The 16,464-nt window shown below is 64.8% G+C and carries 16 protein-coding genes; 8 read left to right on the plus strand and 8 right to left on the minus strand.

The features are described 5' to 3' along the window. The first annotated feature begins 83 nt into the window (after positions 1–83). A complete protein-coding gene (locus RAD10_RS28075) occupies positions 84–995 on the plus strand; it encodes a LysR family transcriptional regulator (RefSeq protein ID WP_461620034.1) in 912 nt (303 codons plus the stop codon). Between the two features lie 470 nt (positions 996–1,465). Next, complete coding sequence (gene rnd, locus RAD10_RS28080; RefSeq protein ID WP_461620035.1) at positions 1,466–2,614, plus strand: ribonuclease D; 1,149 nt, start codon at positions 1,466–1,468, stop codon at positions 2,612–2,614. 184 nt (positions 2,615–2,798) lie between these two features. Here the strand turns inward: rnd and RAD10_RS28085 are convergent, their stop codons facing one another. The 5 genes from RAD10_RS28085 to RAD10_RS28105 all read right to left on the minus strand — a co-directional run bounded on the left by RAD10_RS28085 (position 2,799) and on the right by RAD10_RS28105 (position 6,414). Further along, positions 2,799–4,181: an aspartate aminotransferase family protein gene (locus RAD10_RS28085; protein WP_461620036.1), complete on the minus strand. Its 1,383-nt coding sequence runs from the start codon at positions 4,179–4,181 to the stop codon at positions 2,799–2,801. A gap of 218 nt (positions 4,182–4,399) precedes the next feature. Further along, positions 4,400–4,570, minus strand: coding sequence for a hypothetical protein (locus RAD10_RS28090; RefSeq protein WP_162832232.1), 171 nt, complete (start codon positions 4,568–4,570; stop codon positions 4,400–4,402). Positions 4,571–4,600: 30 nt separating this feature from the next. Continuing rightward, entirely contained in the window at positions 4,601–5,164 is a 564-nt protein-coding gene (locus RAD10_RS28095) for an isochorismatase family protein (protein ID WP_461620037.1), read from the minus strand. Positions 5,165–5,189: 25 nt separating this feature from the next. Beyond that, the gene (locus tag RAD10_RS28100) at positions 5,190–5,810 is read right to left on the minus strand and encodes a GNAT family N-acetyltransferase (RefSeq protein ID WP_028144981.1); all 621 of its coding nucleotides are present in this window, start codon (positions 5,808–5,810) and stop codon (positions 5,190–5,192) included. Then, positions 5,797–6,414: a hypothetical protein gene (locus tag RAD10_RS28105; protein ID WP_461620038.1), complete on the minus strand. Its 618-nt coding sequence runs from the start codon at positions 6,412–6,414 to the stop codon at positions 5,797–5,799. Before RAD10_RS28105 ends, RAD10_RS28100 begins: the two co-directional genes overlap by 14 nt. A 70-nt stretch (positions 6,415–6,484) precedes the next feature. Here RAD10_RS28105 and RAD10_RS28110 point away from each other — a divergent pair, with 70 nt between their 5' ends. Further along, the gene (locus tag RAD10_RS28110; protein WP_461620039.1) at positions 6,485–7,525 is read left to right on the plus strand and encodes a LysR family transcriptional regulator; all 1,041 of its coding nucleotides are present in this window, start codon (positions 6,485–6,487) and stop codon (positions 7,523–7,525) included. Between the two features lie 10 nt (positions 7,526–7,535). Here RAD10_RS28110 and RAD10_RS28115 read toward each other — a convergent pair whose 3' ends face one another. Next, on the minus strand, positions 7,536–8,672 hold the full coding sequence (locus RAD10_RS28115; protein WP_461620040.1) for an autotransporter outer membrane beta-barrel domain-containing protein: 1,137 nt from the start codon (positions 8,670–8,672) through the stop codon (positions 7,536–7,538). 379 nt (positions 8,673–9,051) lie between these two features. Between RAD10_RS28115 and RAD10_RS28120 the strand changes: the two genes are divergently transcribed. Beyond that, complete coding sequence (locus RAD10_RS28120) at positions 9,052–9,258, plus strand: cold-shock protein (protein ID WP_007591938.1); 207 nt, start codon at positions 9,052–9,054, stop codon at positions 9,256–9,258. A 92-nt stretch (positions 9,259–9,350) separates the two neighbouring features. Here RAD10_RS28120 and purN read toward each other — a convergent pair whose 3' ends face one another. Both purN and purM read right to left on the minus strand, forming a co-directional pair. Next, a complete protein-coding gene (gene purN, locus RAD10_RS28125; RefSeq protein WP_461620078.1) occupies positions 9,351–10,004 on the minus strand; it encodes a phosphoribosylglycinamide formyltransferase in 654 nt (217 codons plus the stop codon). A gap of 14 nt (positions 10,005–10,018) precedes the next feature. After that, positions 10,019–11,092 carry a phosphoribosylformylglycinamidine cyclo-ligase gene (gene purM, locus RAD10_RS28130; protein ID WP_028144986.1) on the minus strand — a complete coding sequence of 358 codons (1,074 nt, stop codon included), beginning with the start codon at positions 11,090–11,092 and terminating at the stop codon, positions 10,019–10,021. A gap of 146 nt (positions 11,093–11,238) precedes the next feature. Here purM and RAD10_RS28135 point away from each other — a divergent pair, with 146 nt between their 5' ends. From RAD10_RS28135 to ppx, 4 genes are all read left to right on the plus strand, one after another. Continuing rightward, a complete protein-coding gene (locus RAD10_RS28135) occupies positions 11,239–11,781 on the plus strand; it encodes a CDP-alcohol phosphatidyltransferase family protein (protein WP_025035876.1) in 543 nt (180 codons plus the stop codon). A 111-nt stretch (positions 11,782–11,892) separates the two neighbouring features. Continuing rightward, positions 11,893–12,570, plus strand: a complete 678-nt coding sequence (locus RAD10_RS28140) for a P-loop NTPase family protein (RefSeq protein ID WP_461620041.1) — start codon at positions 11,893–11,895, stop codon at positions 12,568–12,570. 156 nt (positions 12,571–12,726) lie between these two features. Continuing rightward, the gene (locus RAD10_RS28145) at positions 12,727–14,919 is read left to right on the plus strand and encodes an RNA degradosome polyphosphate kinase (protein ID WP_461620079.1); all 2,193 of its coding nucleotides are present in this window, start codon (positions 12,727–12,729) and stop codon (positions 14,917–14,919) included. A 15-nt stretch (positions 14,920–14,934) separates the two neighbouring features. Then, positions 14,935–16,437: an exopolyphosphatase gene (gene ppx, locus RAD10_RS28150; protein ID WP_461620042.1), complete on the plus strand. Its 1,503-nt coding sequence runs from the start codon at positions 14,935–14,937 to the stop codon at positions 16,435–16,437. The last annotated feature ends 27 nt before the right edge of the window (positions 16,438–16,464 follow it).

Genomic DNA, 16,464 nt, shown 5'->3' on the forward strand with positions numbered 1-16,464 from the left:
GAACTGAATGGAGCTATGCCGATCCCAAGGAAGTGGATAAATCGGCAAAGTAAGCGAACAGTCGAAACCAGGAGTTTTCAATCATGGACCGCCTGACCAGCATGGCCGTGTTCGTCCGGGCTGTCGACCTCGGCTCGTTCGCGGCTGCGGCCGACGCCCTGGAGATGTCGGGGCCGATGGTCGGCAAGCATGTGCGCTTCCTCGAAGAGCGCCTCGGCGTCCGCCTCCTCAACCGCACCACACGGCGACAGAGCCCGACAGAGGCTGGCCAGGCCTATTACGAGCGCTGCCGCGCGGTGCTCAGCGAGGCCGAAGCCGCCGACGCCGTAGTTGCCGACGAGCGTTCCGAGCCGCATGGAAAGCTGCGCGTGACCATGCCTTCCTTGCTCGGACGGCACTGCATCGCCCCTCTGTTGATGAAGCTCGCGCGAAAGTATCCGCATCTCGAGCTCGACCTCTCCTTCGGCGATCCGATCGCTGACATCATCGAGGCCGGCTACGATCTTGCGATCCGGACCGGCGATCTCGATGATCAATCCGGCCTGATCGCGCGGCGCATCGCAAGCCAGCGCATGGTGGTGTGCGGCGCCCGCACGTATTTGCGCACCAACGGCAAGCCGAAATCGATTGACGATCTCTCCGCGCATCAGGCGATCATCTATCGCCGCCGCGGGCGCGTTCGGCCGTGGCTGTTTCCGCAAGCAGGCCAGCCTCCGCGCGAGATCATGCCAACCGGCAGGCTGAGGCTCGACGATCTGGAGGCCATCGCCGATGCCGCGGCGCAAGGCATGGGGCTCGCCTGGCTACCCTATTGGCTGGTTCGCGAGCGCCTGAACTCCGGCGCGCTGGTCGGTCTCCTCCGTGGCCAGCCTGAATTCCTCTATGACTGCCACGCGCTGTGGCCCCGCTCGCCCCGACTGCCCCCCAAGGTCCGCGCCGCCGTGGACACCCTTGCCGCAGCCTTGCCAAAGCTGATGACGGCAACGGGTGATTGACTATGTCGTGCGTCCCAAGGCTGATCCCGAGCGCGGCTTCAGCAAATGGCCCGATTCAAAATCCGTGAAATTTCAATAGGTCGACGCGCCGGCCCAGCCCTTCGCCGGGCCTCTCCCGGCAACATCGCTTCATTAACCCCCCGTCCACCATCCCGCCGCCGCGCACCGCCGGTAACCATTGGAATTAACAAACCCTCAACGCCCCCCCGACAAGTCTAACGGTTCTGTCGGGGGATTTTGCCGTGGATTTGTTGGTTTTCGAGTTCCTGGGACTGGCATTGGTCGCCATGTGCGTGGTCGTGGTGGCGTTGCCCTGCGCCCGCAAATCCTCGCACCGGATCCGCTACGAATAGGATTTTCGTCGGAGAATCGCGATTCCGGCCCAAATGCAAGGCTCGAATTCGCATCGAGCCCCTTGACATCACAGCACTTTCGGCAGAACGGCTGATATCAAGTGTCATGGGCCGTTCATGGATTTGATTACCACCACCGCTGACCTCGCGGCTGCCTGCAGCCGGCTGGCCAAGCACCCCGTCATTACCGTCGATACCGAGTTCCTGCGCGAGACCACCTACTACCCGCTACTGTGCGTGGTGCAGATGGCCAGCGCCGAGGAAGCCGTTGTCGTCGATACCCTGGCCGAGGGGATCGACCTCAAGCCGTTCTTCGAGCTGATGGCCAACGAGGCCGTGCTGAAGGTCTTCCACGCCGCCCGTCAGGACATCGAGATCATCTGGCACCAGGCCAACATCATCCCGCATCCGGTGTTCGACACCCAGGTTGCCGCGATGGTGCTGGGATACGGCGACAGCATCGCCTACGACGCGCTGGTCGAGAAAGTCACCGGCCACCGCCCCGACAAGACCCACCGCTTCACCGACTGGTCGCGCCGGCCGCTGACCAAGGAGCAGATGCATTACGCCGTGTCCGACGTCACGCATTTGCGCGACGTGTTCGCAGCGCTCGATGCCGACCTCAAGAAGCGCCGGCGCAGCGAATGGGTCTCCATCGAGATGGAGGTCCTGACCTCCCCCCGGACCTACGATTTCCACCCCGAGCGCGCCTGGGAGCGGCTGAAGACGCGCGTGCGCAAGCCGAAGGATCTCGCGGTGCTGATGGAGGTCGCGGCCTGGCGCGAGCAGGAGGCGCAGAGCCGCGACGTGCCGCGCGGCCGCGTGCTGCGCGACGAGGCCATCAGCGATATCGCGACCCACGCGCCGAACACGCTGGAGAAGCTCGCCCATCTGCGCTCGGTGCCGAAGGGGTTCGAGAAGTCCAAATGGGGCGCGGACATCGTCGCCGCGGTCGAGCGCGGGCTGGCGCGGGATTTTGCGACGCTGCCGAAGCTGGAGAAGCCGCGCAACAACAACAATGGCGCCGCCATCGTCGAGCTGTTGAAGGTGTTGCTGCGCATGACCGCCGAGAAGCATGCGGTCGCCAGCAAGGTGATCGCGACCGTCGACGATCTCGAGGAGATCGCGGCCGACGACGAAGCCGACGTGCCGGCACTGCGCGGCTGGCGCCGCGAGCTGTTCGGCGACGCTGCCTTGAAGCTCAAGCGCGGCGAGCTGGCGCTGGCGGTCGAGAAAGGCCGCGTGATCGGGGTTCAGCGGGCGTAGCTTCCCCAATGTCGTCCTGGCGAAAGCCAGGACCCATTACCCCGGGGAGGCGTTTGGCGAAGACTCGCCGTCCGGTACTTCTACCAACTCCACAGATAGATCACGCGGTATGGGTCCTGGCTTTCGCCAGGACGACACCGGTGGATGTGGCCGGCTGCTCCGGCCACACTGACACACTCGACCCTTACGCCGGCGTCAGCTTCGCCACTTCCGCCTTCATGTCGTTCAGCACGCCGGCGATCGCGGTGACCAGATCGTCGATCTGCGCTTTGGTGACGATCAGCGGCGGGCAGATGGCGATGGCGTCAAGCATGTTGCGCGAGATCACGCCGCGCTCCTGGAGCATGCGGCTGGCGATGCCGCCGACGGCGCCGGGCGTCGCCGCTGCCGTCTTGCGCCCCTTGTCGAGCACGAGTTCGATCGCCGCGATCATGCCGACGCCGCGGACCTCGCCAACCAGCGGATGGCTGGTGAGCTCGCGTAAGCGGCCCTGCATGTAGCCGCCGAGCTCGGCGGCATGTGCGACCAGGCCGCGCTCCTCGATGATCTTGAGGTTTTCCAGCGCGATCGCCGAGCCGACCGGATGGCCGCCCGCGGTGAAGCCGTGGCCGAGCACGCCGATCTTGTTGCTCTCGTCCGCGATCGGCTCGAACATGCGGTCGTTCATGATGATCGCCGAGAACGGGAAATAGCTCGAGGTGATCTGCTTGGAGACCACGAGCACATCAGGCTTGATGCCGTAGGTCTCGCAGCCGAACATCTTGCCGGTGCGGCCAAAGCCGCAGATCACCTCGTCGGCGACCAGCAGGATGTCGTACTTCTTCAAGACCGCCTGGATCTTGTCCCAATAGGTCGCCGGCGGCACGATGACGCCCCCCGCTCCCATCACCGGCTCGCCGAAAAACGCCGCGATCGTATCGGGCCCTTCCTTCTGGATCAGGGCGTCGAGCTCCTCCGCCCGGCGGGTCGCAAAGGCTTCCTCGGTCTCGCCGGGCGCGCCGTCCTTGTAGAAATGCGGCGAACCCGTGTGCAGGATGTTCGGCAGGGGAAGGTCGAACGAGCGGTGGTTGTTCGGCAGGCCCGTGAGGCTCGCCGAGGCAATGGTGACGCCGTGATAGGCGCGCATCCGGCTGATCACCTTCTTGCGCTGGGGCTGGCCGAGCGCGTTGGAGCGATAGGCGATCAGCTTGAGGACGGTGTCGTTGGCTTCCGAGCCGGAATTGGTGAAGAACACCTTGCTCATGGGCACAGGCGCGAGCGCGACCAGCTTCTCGGCAAGGTCGATCGAGGGCCCGTGCGATTTGGCGGAGAACGTGTGATAGAACGGCAGCGCCTGCATCTGCTTGTGCGCAGCCTCGACCAGTCGCTTCTCGTTGAAGCCGAGCCCGACGCTCCACAGGCCGGCCATCGCCTCGAAATAGCGCTTGCCCGACGCATCGAAGACGTAAGGGCCCTCGCCGCGCTCGATCACCAGGGGACCCGCCTGCTGATGGGTGCGCGCGTTGGTGTAGGGATGGAGCTGATAGGCTACATCCCGGGCCTCTTGCGAATTGGGCAGCATGGACATTTGCGGAGATCCTTGAAAGCGTCACGTCGCAGGCATAGCCGGCGTCATCACTCGATGATCAAGTACCTTGGCTATTGCGACAGCGCAGAACTTGCAACGCCAATTCGTCGGCAGCAAGCGCTCAGCAGCGATGCACAAAGATGCACGCGAAAAAGCTGCACGTGACATTGCCGCACGTGACAAATCCGCTCATGGCGAAGCAACACGTGGAGCAGCTCTCATGCCGCGTCGTCGTCATGCCCGTCGTCAGTGCCGGCAGCGGCTTCCCTCACCTCCACCAGCGCCATCGAGAGCAGATAGACCGTCGTCGGCAAACCAAGCCCGCGCGCCCTCTCGGCCGCACGCGACAGATCGCTCGCCAGCTCCTTGAGCTCGTCTCCCCGTGACAATCTCTCACCCCATCCGCCGGTTGCGGCCGCCTACACCGCAACGGCGCCGCTGGTTCTGATCAGTTCGGCGCTGGACTGGATTGTAGCAAAATTCCCGATGACATTCACTACCGCATGCTTATAGGCGGCGGCATCGCCCGTACCCGGCTGCCGGCAAGCCACGGCGTCAGCGACGATTTGGTAGCGATGGCTGCGGTGAAACCCTTCGGCAGCGGTGGCCAGGATGGTCTCGTCTAGGGAAAAACCGATCAGAATGCAGCGCACAGTCCGGATATTGGACATGTAGTCCACAAACCGCGACGAGCTGTAGGCCGACGGCAGCGGATGGTCGAACGTCATCTCTCCCGGCCGCGGCTTGGTCTCCGCGATCCAATCGGTCAGCCTCGATGCCGGATTGAACCACGCCGCCTGCGCGATCCGCTTCAGATGCATCACCGGCCAGAGATTGCCCCGCCACAAGGTCAGGAGTTCCAGGCAGCGCGCAGTGACGGCGTCGCCGTCGAGGACGACGTGGCGGCGCCCAGGGGTCAGATATTCGACCTGGAGATCCGCGCAGACCAGGATCGGCGGATCATCGTTGATGGAAGCCAGCATTGTCTTGCGCAGAGCTGCACCAATTTCAACGGTCGGCGAGCGCGAGATCCCGCAGCGGTGAGGTCACCGCCCGCCCCGCCGAGGCGTCGAGCACGCCCGGCCGGTCCCAATCGCCTTCGGGTCGGATGATCACGTAGGGATCGCTGTCCAGCGTGATCGCGTCCGGGCCCGGCTCGATTTCCAGCAGCATTTCCGTGTAGGAAAAATCCGAGAACGTGACCTTGCGATTGTGGCCGAGCGGCTTGGCGCCGAAATGGGCCCAGAAATCGACCAGCCTGTCCTGTGCCTGGCCGTAGATCTTGCGAAAGCCCTTGCGCTTCACATAGTCGACGCTGGCCTGCACCAGCTTAAACGAGACGCGCGAGCGCCGGTATTGGTGACGCACCGCGAGCCGCTCCACCTTGGCGAAATCGCCGAAGAAGCGCACCCGCAGGCAGCCTGCGGGCTCGTTGCCGACGAAGCCGATGAAATGGGCCGCGACCATGTCGTTGCCGTCGAACTCCTCCTCGAACGGACAATCCTGCTCGGCGAGATAGACCGCCGAGCGAATGGCGGTGACCAGCATGAGATCGCTTGGATCGCGCGCAAGGCGGATGGTGATGGCGCGGGAACAGGGCTTGGCGACAGGAATCCTAGTACCGTGCATCTGCAAAACTCCTTGCTTGGATGATCGCGCCTGGCATCCGCATCGGCTGCCGATGCCAGGGCCGCTCGTAGCACCAGAGGTCGGGCTGGAAGCTCGGGACCGGCGCAAAGCCGGTCGCCATCATGATATCGCGTCCGGCCACCGTTGACGGCTGCGCATAGCAATCGGCGCTGCGAAACCTTAGCTGTCGCAAATGTGCTGCAGCCTTGCCGAGACCGGCGATACCGCGTCCCGTCGCCGCGATCGCCCAGATGTAGATGGCAGCGACCTCTTCGTTCGCGGAAGCGAGATAGCGCGTCTCGGGCGCGGTGAGGCAGATCTCGTCGAGCAGCAGCGCATCGTGCCCGCGGTCATTGAGAAACAGGAAAGCCATGCCGCCGACGAGATCGCCCTTCCGGCGGAACGTCAGGATGCTCTGGGGATCGAACGTGAAGTAATGCGCAAGCTCGGCTGTCCCGATCCGCACGCCCGGCACCAGCCGTTGCGCCATCTGCGAAAGCGCGGCAATTTCGGAAAATTGCGCGCAGCGGACATCCACATCCGGGCTCAGCGGCAAGGCATCGAAATCATGCCTTGCGGCAAACGAGCCTCTTTCCATAGCCATATCGCGCCTCTATCGTCCGGAGCTTTCGTGCCCGCTATGCCAATGAGCTTAGCGGCTGGGGATCAGGAGTATGCAGCAGTTATTGCACCGGGGTGCTGCTATGATGCAGCACCGTGAAGAAGCCCTGGGCGCGTCCTGGGACGATTTGAAACTGTTTTTAGCGTGCGCAAAATATAAAAGTTTTCGCAATGCCGCCGAGGAGCTCGGGCTCACCTCCACGACGCTGATGCGCCGGATCGACCGGCTCGAAGAGAGCATCGGCTGCAAGCTGTTCCTGCGCGACCAGAGTGGGCTCACGCTCAGCGATGAAGGCACCGCGATGATCGCCGACGTTGCGCATATGGAGCGTCATGCCTTCAACGTCTTCCGGCGCGCCTCGCGGTCGTCGAACGACACCTCAGGCACCGTACGCGTCGCGGTGACGGAAGGCCCCGGCAATTTCTGGATCCTGCCGCGACTGATCGACTTCCAGAAGACCTACCGCAAGATCACCGTCGATCTGCGCTGTGCGATGGAGCAGGCCGACGTCGCACGGCTTGAATCGGACATCGCGATCCAGCTCGAGCCGCCGACCAATCCGGATCTGATCGTCGCCAAGCTCGGCCGTCTGCACATCTATCCCTTCGTCTCCAAGGAGTACGAAAATCTCTACGGCGTGCCGACGACCCTGGCCGACCTGAAGAACCACCGCATCATCAAGCAGAGCGCGCCGCAGGTCGACGACGGCGCCTACGCGCGCGTGCTCGGACTGAAGTCGCTCGAAGGCATCGTCGGGATCAAGACCAATTCCTCGGTCGGCGTGCTCTACGCCGTCGAGCGCGGCGCCGGCATCGGCTTCCTGCCGACGGTCTCGATCGCGCTTGGCGCGCCGCTGATCGCCGTCGATCTCGGCGTCAGCCACCACGCCGATCTCTGGCTCACCTATCACCGGGAATTCCGCACCTCCGAGCGGCACAAGATCGTGGTCGATTGGCTGAAGAAGATCTTTGATCCCAAGACCCATCCCTGCTTCCGCGACGAGTTCATCCATCCGAACGCGCTGGTGCCGATGATGACGGCGGCGCGCGAGGGTTTTGGATTGACGGGATATGTCGCGGCGACGCCGACCTAGGAGGCTGCGCCTACCAGCGATATTCGAAGCCGACCGTGCCTTGATGCGAGGTCAGCTCATTGCGGAACTTGCCGTCGTAATTGACGTAAAGCCGCGCCACGCTCGTCAGGCTCAGCGAAGCCGAAGCACCGGCATCCATGCCGTAACGGCTCTCGCCGATGCCGGGCACGACGATGTTCTGGGCGCCGAGGCTGACCTGGACGGATCCCAGGTCCTGGTGGAAATTGTCGACGAACTTGCCGTAGGCCGACAGGTCCAGGATCTTCTGGTCGATGATGAAGTAGCGGCCGATCTCGGCCCCGATCATGATGCGTGCGCGTGAGAGCGCCGTCGAACCAACGTTGAGCGGATCGAGGCCGCCGGCCTCCTGGAACGCCGCACTGGTGGCGCGCACATATTCCAGCGCGCCCTTGGGTACGATGCGTATTTGGTCCTTGGTCCAGTAAAAGCTGATCTCGGTCAGCGCGCCGTCGACCGCGGCGCGGTAGCCCGCGGTCGCAAGGCCAAGGCCGGTGTCGCGGCTGGAACGGACCTTGCCGAAGCCGTGCACCACGGCAAAGGCCCAGGTCCATGGCCCCTTGTCGACCGAGCCGTTGAAGCCGATTTGCGTCAGGTCGAGCGTGGCCGATTGCAGCGCCAGCGGCACGTCGATGTCGGTATGGCTCTGGTCGACCGAGAAGCCGAGATTGACGCCCGGGGCCACGCGCGCGCCGAAGCCCGCGACGCCGCCAACCGTCTTGCGCCGGTCGCCGACGAAGTCGCCTTGCGCATCGGTCCGGACCGAGATGCCGTAGCCCTCGAACCAGGTGCGGTAGCGCGGGTCTTCGGTGCTGGCCGACGCGCCGCCGCCGCCGGGATTGGTCCGGAACGCCCGGTCGAAACCGTTCGATGCCCGGTTGCCGAGCCGCTCCAGGAAATTCGAGCCGAGATCGAGCGCGGCGTTGCCGGCCGACGGGGACGGGATCGGGGTGGGCGACGGCGTGGGCGTCGGGGTCGGCGTAGGCGTCGGGCTTTGCGCGAAGACTGGTGACGTGGCCGACATCATCACGACGATCGCAAACGCCGTCGCGATCGCTGCCGCGACCCTGCGGACGCGGTCCAGCCCGATCGTCTGCCGTGTCCTGGAGGGCTGCGCGGTGCAGCACATGACGACTCATCCCAAAGCAAAGCGCGGCGCGCAAAAATACAACACGACGCGCGGCCGCACGCGGCGATTTGTGCTGAACTGCCACGGAGCGTCAATCGGTTGCAGTGCTGAGACAGGGGCTATTGCCCCCGATTGTGGTTCCGCGGCCACAGGTCGGAAATTGCAGAACGGCACAATCCGCCCGCCCTTGAAATTTACGCGCAGCTTGCTAACGGGCGATTTTCATGTTGCAATGTTGGACACAATCGGAATTGGCCGCTCTGCTGTGCGTTTCGCGACATTGAGATTCAAGACTCGAACAGACTCCCGGAAGCCCGTTTGTGGCGTGGCACGCGAAAAGCGGCCGCGTCTTTTTTATATCTAGTGGAGGAGACTGAGGATGCCGCAAAAGGGCACCGTCAAATGGTTCAACCCGACCAAGGGCTATGGGTTCATCAAGCCGAACGGCAGCGACAAGGACGTGTTCGTCCACATCTCCGCCGTCGAGCGTGCCGGACTCTCGACCCTCAACGAGAACCAGGTGGTTGAATACGACCTCGTGGAGAACCGCGGCAAAGCATCCGCGGAGAACCTCAAGGTCTCCTGAATTCTCTCAAAGCCAAAGCGCGAGAGATCATGACGTTGCCCCCGGCTCTGCCGGGGGATTTTGTTTGTGAAGACCGCCGCGAGGACGGCGCTTCAGCTCACCACCGGCGCAACCAGGAAATTCTCCGACGCCGCGCTGCCCACCGTCTTGCACACGTCGCCCTCGATCCGGACCTTGCCGGTGGCGAGTAGCCGCAGCGCTTCGGGATAGATGCGGTGCTCGACCTCGAGGATGCGCTCGGACAGCGTATCTCCCGTGTCGTGATCGCCGACGGGAACCGCGCCCTGCATCACGATCGGACCAGCGTCGGTCTCGGGGATGACGAAGTGCACCGTCGCGCCTGATAGCTTGACGCCAGCGCGCAGGGCCTGGCCGTGCGGGTCGAGGCCGGGGAAGGACGGCAGCAGCGAGGGATGGATGTTGAGCATCCGCCCGTACCAGGTCCTGGTGAACTCGGCCGTGAACAGGCGCATGAAGCCGCCGAGACAAATCAGCTCGATGCCGTGCTGGTCGAGCGCCGCCTGCAGCACCTTTTCGAATCCGGCGCGGTCCTTGCCGAACGGCTTGCTCTCGATCACCAGCGTGTTCACGCCGCTCGCCTTGGCCCGATCGAGACCGAGCGCATCGGCCTTGTTCGAGATGACGAGCGAGATCTCCGCCGGAAAATCCGCGGCTTGAGCGGCCCTGATCAGCGCGGACATGTTGGAGCCGCGGCCGGAGATCAGGATGGCGACGCGGCGCTTCATCACAGCGCCAGTCATCACAGCGCCATGTCGAGATGGCCGTTGTAGACGACGCGGTGCTCGCCCTCGGCCGGAATCACGGTGCCGAGCTGCGCCACGGTCTCGCCGGCATCGGTGAAGACCTGCATGACCTCGTCGACCTTGTCGGGCTCGACGATCGCGATCATGCCGATGCCGCAGTTGAAGGTGCGCAGCATCTCCAGCTCGGCGATGCCGGCCTGCGCCGCCAGCCATTTGAACACCGGCAGCACCGGCAGACGCGCCAGATCGATACCGACGCCGAGGTTGTTCGGCAGCACGCGCGGAATGTTGTCGGTGAAGCCGCCGCCGGTGATGTGGGCAAGGCCCTTCACCGCACCGGTCTCGCGGATCGCGCGCAGGCAGGATTTGACGTAAAGTTTCGTCGGCGTCAGCAGCGCGCCGCCAAGGGTCATGACCGGGGCGAACGGCGCCGGCGCCTCGAAGCCGAGGCCCGATTGCTCCACGATCTTGCGCACCAGCGAGAAGCCGTTGGAATGCACCCCCGACGAGGCGAGGCCAATCACGGCGTCGCCCGCGGCGATGTCCTTGCGCGGCAGCAGCGTGCCCCGCTCCGCAGCACCGACAGCAAAACCGCCGAGATCGTAATCGCCATCCTTGTACAGGCCGGGCATCTCGGCGGTCTCACCGCCGATCAGGGCGCAGCCGGATTCGCGGCAGCCCTCCGCGACGCCTGCGACGATCGAGGCCGTCGCCTCCGGATCGAGCTTGCCGCACGCGAAATAGTCCAGGAAGAACAGCGGCTCGGCGCCCTGCACCACGAGGTCGTTGACACTCATGGCGACGAGGTCGATGCCGATCCCGCCATGCAGTCCGGTCTCGATCGCGATCTTGACCTTGGTGCCGACGCCGTCGGTCGCGGCCACGAGGACCGGGTCCTTGAAACCGGCCGCCTTGAGGTCGAACAGGCCGCCGAAACCGCCGATCTCGGCGTCGGCGCCCGGCCGTGCGGTGGCGCGCACCATCGGCTTGATCAGGTCGACCAGGCGGTTGCCCGCATCGATATCGACGCCTGAATCGGCGTAAGTGAGGCCGTTTTTGCGGTCGGTCATGCCCGATTTCCAGTGGGTTCGCGGCTGGTTACGTCGAATTCCGGGGACGCGCAATGGCTCGCATGGCGCACCGCCGTATACTATGTAGAGATATCAACCGGTTCAGCCTCCCGTCGAGGTCAGACCGGGTGCCGGGAAGCGCTTTCGTGAGTATTCCGAATATCATTACCTTGGGCCGCATCATGCTGGTCCCGATCATCGTCTGGGCCATCGTGTCGAGCCAAATGGAGGTCGCGTTCGCCGTCTTCCTGATCGCCGGTATCAGCGACGCCGTGGACGGCTTCCTGGCCAAGCGCTTCAACATGACGAGCGAGCTCGGCGCCCTGCTCGACCCGCTCGCGGACAAGGCGCTGCTCGTCTCGATCTACATGGCGCTCGGCATCTGGGGCGCAATTCCGCGCTGGATCGTGATCCTGGTGGTCTCGCGCGACATCATGATCGTCGCCGCCGTGATCGTGTCCTGGCTGTTCGACCGGCCCGTCGAGATGAAGCCGTCGAAAGTGTCCAAGCTCAACACGGTGGCACAGGTGGCGTTCGCGGCGCTCGTGCTGGCAGCGCTTGCCTTCGGCTTCAAGCCGGCCCCTTATGATATCATCCTGATGGGCCTCGTCACGGTCTTCACGCTCTCCTCCGTCTCGCTCTATCTGGTCGAGTGGCTGCGGCACATGAGTACGATCGAGGCCAAGTAGCACGATCGAGGCCAAGTGAGAGGCGATGCGGCCCCGTAAAAGGCCAACTCCCGCTCGATACGTCCGACCTCTTCAAATGACGCCGGCGCGCCGGCATGGAGCAAAGCAAGCGTGCCAGGCCGCGTTCACCCCCGACAATTGGCGTTTTCGCTTCCGCATGCGGAGAGCCTCAGCCGGGACAATTTCCTCGAAGGCCCCGCCAATGCGGCCGGTCTCGGCCTGATCGACAGCTGGCCGGAATGGCCGAACCGGATCATGTGGCTGGCCGGCCCCGAAGGAAGCGGCAAGAGCCATCTCGCCGCGATCTGGGCCGAGGAAGCCGGGGCCCGCTCGACCACGGCCAATGCGCTGACCGCCGCGGGCGTTCCGGGCGCGCTCGCCACCGGCGCGCTGGTGGTCGAGGATCTCAAGGCCAGGGAATTTGACGAACGCGCCCTCTTCCACCTGATGAACCTCGCCCGCGAGGATGGCGCCTACGTCCTGTTCACCGGACGCGAGGTGCCGGCCGCGCTGGAGATCGAGCTTCGCGACCTGCGCTCGCGTCTGCGCGCCGTTCCGGTGGTCGCGTTGCTGCCGCCCGACGATCAGCTGTTCCGCGGCCTGATCGTCAAATTCTGCGCCGACCGCCAGCTCACCGTGGACGAGAGCGTGGTCGGCTACCTCGCCACCCGCCTGGAGCGGTCCTCGGCCGCCGCCCGCCAGGCCGTGGAATTGCTGGATAGCGAAGCCCTGCGGCTCGGCCGACCGGTCACCCGGGCCTTGGCGGCCGAGCTGCTCCGGGACGCCTGATCGGCCTACGCGGCCGCCTCCAGACCGCGCGAGCCCGCTTGACGCGGCGGAGCGGCGGAACATCAATGTCATCGAAACGTCATCGCTCTAACACATGCTCCGGCCGGTTTTGCGCATAAGTCGCAAATTGGGGCGAACTGGATGGACCGACTTCTGATGGACTCTGCGCAAGCTGTTGAAACTAAAGAAAAAGCCCCAGAGACCGAGAGCCTGCCGGCGATCGCATCGAGTCCCGAGCGATTCATCAACCGCGAGCTCTCCTGGCTGCATTTCAACCGCCGCGTCCTGGAGGAATCGGTCAATCCCAGCCACCCCATGCTGGAGCGGGTGCGATTCCTGTCGATTTCGGCGAATAATCTCGACGAGTTCTTCATGGTCCGCGTCGCCGGCATCAAGGCCCAGGTGCGCGAGGGCATTGCCGAACGCAGCCCCGACGGCCTGACGCCATCCGAGCAGCTCGCGCTGATCAACCGCACTGTCTCCGAGCTTGCCTCCGACCAGCAGGCGATCTGGCGCGATTTGCGCGGCACGCTGGCCGATGTCGGCATCGTGCTGGTCGAAGGCAAGGACGTCACCAAGGCGGAGCGGACCTGGATCGAGGACTACTTCCTCAGCAACGTGTTCCCGCTGCTGACGCCGCTGGCGATCGACCCGGCCCACCCCTTCCCGTTCATCCCGAGCCTCGGCTTCACCATTGCGCTCCAGCTCACGCGCGCCGCCGACGGCAAGCAGATGAACGCGCTGATCCGCATGCCCGGCAAGATCGACCGCTTCATCCGCCTGCCGGCCGACGGCAAGGTGGTCCGGCTGATCTCGCTGGAGCAGGCGACCGCCCTGTTCATCAACCGCCTGTTCCCCGGATACAATCTGCACGGCCAAGGCGCCTTCCGCATCATCCGCGACTCCGAGCTCGAAATCGAGGAAGAGGCGGAAGACCTCGTCCGCCTGTTCGAGACCGCGCTGAAGCGCCGCCGCCGCGGGTCGGTGATCCGGCTCGAGATCGATGCCAAGATGCCGGAGGAGCTGCGCAGCTTCGTTCAGCACGCGCTGTCGGCTGCCGATGACGAGGTGTTCCTGGTCGACGGCGTGCAGGCGATGAACGAGCTCTCGCAGCTCACCCGCCTCGACCGGCCCGATCTCGAATTCACCCCTTACGTGCCGCGCCATCCCGAGCGCGTACGCGAGCATGGCGGCGACATCTTTGCCGCGATCCGGCAGAAGGACCTCGTGGTCCATCACCCCTACGAATCCTTCGACGTGGTGGTGCAGTTCCTGCAGCAGGCCACGCGCGACCCCGATGTCGTCGCAATCAAGCAGACGCTCTACCGCACCTCCAACAACTCGCCGATCGTCCGCGCGCTGGCGGAAGCCGCCGAGGCCGGCAAATCCGTCACCGCGTTGATCGAGCTGAAGGCGCGCTTCGACGAGGAAGCCAACATCCGCTGGGCACGCGATCTCGAACGCGCCGGCGTGCAGGTCGTCTACGGATTCCTCGAACTGAAGACGCACGCAAAACTCTCGATGGTGGTGCGCCGCGAGGGCGGCAGCCTCACGACTTACGTCCATACCGGCACCGGCAATTATCACCCGGTAACCGCGCGCATCTACACCGACCTCTCCTACTTCACCTCGGATCCGACCATCGGCCGCGATGCCGCTCGCGTTTTCAATTTCATCACCGGCTATGCCGCACCGAGCGATCTGGAGAAGATGGCGGTGTCGCCGCTGACCCTGCGCAAGCGCATCATCGAGCACATCCAGGGCGAGACCGCGCATGCGCGCCACGGCCGCCACGGTGCGGTCTGGATGAAGATGAATGCGCTGGTCGACCCCGACATCATCGACGCGCTCTACGAGGCCTCCCAGGCCGGCGTGCAGGTCGAGCTCGTGGTGCGCGGTGTCTGTTGCCTGCGCCCCGGCATTCCCGGCCTGTCCGAGAACATCCGCGTCAAGTCGATCATCGGACGCTTCCTGGAACACGGCCGAATCTACTGCTTCGGCATGGGCCAGGGCCTACCGAGCGCCAAAGCGGCTGTGTATATCTCCTCAGCCGACATGATGCCGCGCAACCTCGACCGCCGCGTCGAGGTGCTGTGCCCGCTGCAAAATCCGACGGTGCATCAGCAGGTTCTCGAACAGATCATGGTCGCGAATCTCAAGGACAATGAGCAGAGCTGGCAATTGTTGCCGGACGGGTCCTCAACGCGTATGAAGACCGCGAAGGGCGAAGAGCCTTTCAACGTCCACAACTACTTCATGACAAATCCGAGTCTGTCTGGCCGTGGAAAGTCGCTCAAGGAATCCTCGCCGCGTCGTCTCACGCGCCGGAACGAACGCCATCAATCCTGATCCGGGATGTTCGACGTGAAGCGGCCGCGCAAGCGCGGCTCGAGCGTCGCGGTCATCGATATCGGTTCCAACTCGGTCCGTCTCGTCGTCTACGAGGGACTGACGCGGAGCCTCATTCCGATCTTCAACGAGAAGACGCTGTGCGGCCTCGGACGCGAGGTGCAGAGCACCGGCCTGCTCGCGCCCGATGCCGTCGACAAGGCGCTGACCTCGCTGAGGCGCTTTCGCGCATTGTGCCGTGTGATGCAGGTCGGGCGCGTGTTCGCGATCGCGACCGCGGCCTGCCGCGACGCCTCCAACGGCCCCGACTTCATCGCGAAGGCCGAGCGCATCTGCGCCGTGAAGATCGAGATCCTGTCGGGCCCGCGCGAGGCGCGGCTGTCCGCGCTCGGCGTGATCTCCGGCATCCATCATCCCGACGGCATCGTCGGCGACCTCGGCGGCGGCTCGCTGGAATTGATCGACGTGCGCAGGAACAGCGTGCGCAGCGGCGTGACGCTGCCGCTGGGTGGGCTCGCGCTGCAGGACCTCGCGCATAAATCGCTCAAGCGCGCCGACCGCATCGTGCGCGAGGAGCTCGACGAGGTGCCGCAGCTCACCGCGGGCCACGGCCGCACCTTCTACGCCGTCGGCGGCACCTGGCGCGCGCTCGCGCGCATTCACATCATCCAGAGCGGCTATCCGCTCCAGGTGATGCACGGTTATTCGATTTCGGCCGCCGAGGCGCTCGACTTCTCGCGTCGTCTGCGTCGTCTTGCGGCAGCGGACATGCTCGCCGACATCGAGAGCGTCGCCGATGCCCGCCGGCCTCTCCTCACCTATGCGGCGCTGGTGCTCGAGCACATCATCCGGGTGGCGAAGCCGAAGACGATCGTGTTCTCGACCTTCGGCGTGCGCGAGGGCCTGCTGCACGAGAAGCTGTCGGAGCCGGAACGCAACAAGGACGGCCTGATCTGCGCCGCGGAAGAACTGAACCAGCTGCTGTCGCGCTCGGCCAAGCACGCCCACGAGCTGATCGCCTGGACCGACCGCCTGGCGCGCGTGGTGAAGCTGCGCGAGAGCGAGGAGGACCGCCGCTTGCGCCACACCGCATGCCTGCTGTCCGATATCGGCTGGCGCGTGCATCCCGATCACCGCGGCGAGCAGACGCTGAGCCTCGTCGTCAACGGCAATTTCGGCGCGATCACCCATACCGAGCGCGCCTTCGTCGGCCTCTCGGTGTTCTATCGCTATGCGGGCCTGAGCGAGGAAAACCAGCCGCCGGTCACCATGCAGGAGCTGCTGACGCCGGCGCAGCTCGAACGCGCGCGCCTCTTGGGCGCGGCGTTCCGCGTCGCGCATCTGATCTCGGCGGCGCGTCCGGGCGTGCTGCCGGCCACGCATTTCCGCAGCCAGGGCCGCAAGCTGATGCTGGTGTTCGAGCACCGCCTCGGCGACCTCGTCGCCGACCGCGTCGGCAGCCGCTTCCGCGCACTCGCCCGCCTGGTCGCCCGCGCCGGCTCGATCGTGCGGCGCTGACAAACAAGGACGGTGCGTCAAGCGAGC

Source organism: Bradyrhizobium sp. 23AC (assembly GCF_054863025.1).